At 39.5% G+C, this 2,115-nt stretch carries 3 protein-coding genes; 2 read left to right on the forward strand and 1 reads right to left on the reverse strand.

What is annotated here, in order from left to right; translation table 11 throughout:
• Both sufR and VE944_RS17450 read left to right on the forward strand, forming a co-directional pair.
• Nucleotides 1-531 (forward strand): iron-sulfur cluster biosynthesis transcriptional regulator SufR (sufR, locus tag VE944_RS17445; RefSeq protein WP_324979366.1); only part of this gene is annotated, 531 nt, incomplete at its 5' end.
• Nucleotides 532-610: 79 nt separating this feature from the next.
• Complete coding sequence (locus VE944_RS17450; RefSeq protein WP_190938991.1) at nt 611-871, forward strand: hypothetical protein; 261 nt, start codon at nt 611-613, stop codon at nt 869-871.
• A gap of 581 nt (nt 872-1,452) precedes the next feature.
• Here the strand turns inward: VE944_RS17450 and VE944_RS17455 are convergent.
• On the reverse strand, nt 1,453-2,085 hold the full coding sequence (locus VE944_RS17455) for a hypothetical protein (RefSeq protein ID WP_324979372.1): 633 nt from the start codon (nt 2,083-2,085) through the stop codon (nt 1,453-1,455).
• Nucleotides 2,086-2,115: the final 30 nt, after the last annotated feature.

Here is a 2,115-nt window from a genome sequence, read left to right on the forward strand (position 1 = left end):
GTTTTGTATTCTACATCAGTGCAGGCGGCGGGCATGGGGCGGCCGCAGCACCTTTATCAACTGAGTCGTCAAGGACGCGATCGCTTGCATCGAACAATGAGCGATCGCTTTGGTGATGGCCACGGAAATTTTGCGGTTTCGTTGCTAGACACCTTAGCCGAAACGGTAGGACACGACCAATTTAAATCGATTTTAGAGAAACAGTGGCAGCGCAAAGCCCTAGAATACCGCGATCGCGTGGGTAACGGTTCACTACGAGAACGGGTAGCTAACTTAGTAGAATTGAGAAAAGCGGAAGGCTTCATGGCAGAGTATCATACTGTTGATGTGAATGACTGCTTTGAGAGCGATCGCTTTATCTTAATGGAGCATAACTGCGCTATTTCTAACGTTGCCGAGTCTTTCCCCAGCATCTGTGGTCACGAATTAGAAATGTTTGCAGCCGTCTTACCAGATTGTACCGTAGAACGCACCCACTGGATTATCGATGGCGAACATCGTTGTGGCTATTTGGTGCAAATTCGTCATTAGTGCTTAGTCTTTTTTTTAGTAACTAATCTCCTATACTCAATACCTAATAATCAACTAAATTTGAGATAGCATTTCATTTATGGATGTACCACCACAGCAACCATCAACACAATTTTTAACCCTGGAAGAGTCAGCAAAAGTAGATGCGGCTTTGTTGTCTTCCCCTGAAAAGTTTTTAACAAGATTGACAATTTCATCATTGAAGGTTTTGAAACATATCGCTCAAGAATACAGCGTTGCTATTGAAGATTTGACAGCACAGCAAGTAATTGCTTGGTTTGAAAAAGATGGCAAAATCCGGCGTGAGCAGGGCATTGAAGCTGCATATTTAAAGTGGTGATTTAAAGATATAGTAGGAAAAATTTTTCAATAAATGTAGGGTGGGCAAAGCTTACCCTATTTTTTTATTTTTAAAATAATAGAGATATTTATTATAGGAGTATTTTAGATTTAACTATTTAATAGATTATCCTTTTCTGTAATATATTGCCAATAATGTTACTGTTCCACAGGCAATAAAACTAACTAAATTACCATACATCAAAATTTGATCTTTGTAATAATAACCATAAAGAACACTGTTAAATTGAATAATATTAAAACCAGCAAAAGTTATTAAATGAGATATTTTGAGCACTTTTAGTTTTGACGATTCTGATAGCTTGGTGGACAAATAAACTAGCGTTAAATACAAAACCTAAACCAAATAAAAAAGTAACTATTTGTCTCATATTTTTTATTCAGTTCTACTCAACCATTAAAAATATTTAACCTTGAATTATATTAGTTTTTTGAATACAACTAAGAAGATATTTAGAAAGTTACTACAGAGGAAGTGAGACAGTACTAATTACAAAAGAGAAAGCACCTTTTAAAAAGTGCTTTAGAAATTAATTAGATTGACATTTGTCAAACAATTATTTAAGCATTGTAATTGTTAGCCCGAGGACTACGAGCACCAGTTACAGCTCCAATCATTGAGGCTACTAAACCCAACAAAGAACCAAAGACAAACCACCACAATCCCGAACGTAAATTAGCTGCTGCATCACGAGCTTGTTGGGCACTGATGTTTGCTTGTGGTACATTAACACCACCTTGCTCTTGTACCTGGTTTATGACTGCCCCAGCGTTAGAAGCAGCAACACCAAAAGCACCAGATACTCCATTTGCTAACAGCCATGAGCTAACAGCCAAAGTCGTTGCCCAGAGAATTGCGCCGTTAAGAAGAGCTGTATTGCGGTTCATCGGCCCACAAGCACGGGCTGTAACCCAACCACCAGTAAATAGGGAAATTAGTAAAGCTAGAGTTGACCAAAGCCCCGCATTACCCGCAGCGTCAGACGCAATTGTTCTGGGTGCACCCGAACCTTCAACTGTGCCTGCCGCAAAGGCACCAATTATAGCGCTCAAAATTAATTGAGTAGCTAAAGCAACCAACAAACCAGAAATAATCGGCCCCCAGCGAACAAGATCATGATACTCAGCTACTCTGCCTGCTACCACAGGCTCAGTAGCAATACCTTCATTACCTGTCCGATTTACGTATGACATAGCTTATGTTCTCCAGTGCTGTTTCAGCAA

It is taken from the genome of Nostoc sp. (assembly GCF_035638895.1).
Classification (GTDB): domain Bacteria; phylum Cyanobacteriota; class Cyanobacteriia; order Cyanobacteriales; family Nostocaceae; genus Nostoc.

Excerpts from the sequence above, each read along its gene's own strand:
- VE944_RS17450 (WP_190938991.1), top strand. The coding sequence starts at position 611 with ATGGATGTACCACCACAGCAACCATCAACACAATTTTTAACCCTGGAA.
- VE944_RS17455 (WP_324979372.1), bottom strand. The coding sequence starts at position 2,085 with ATGTCATACGTAAATCGGACAGGTAATGAAGGTATTGCTACTGAGCCT.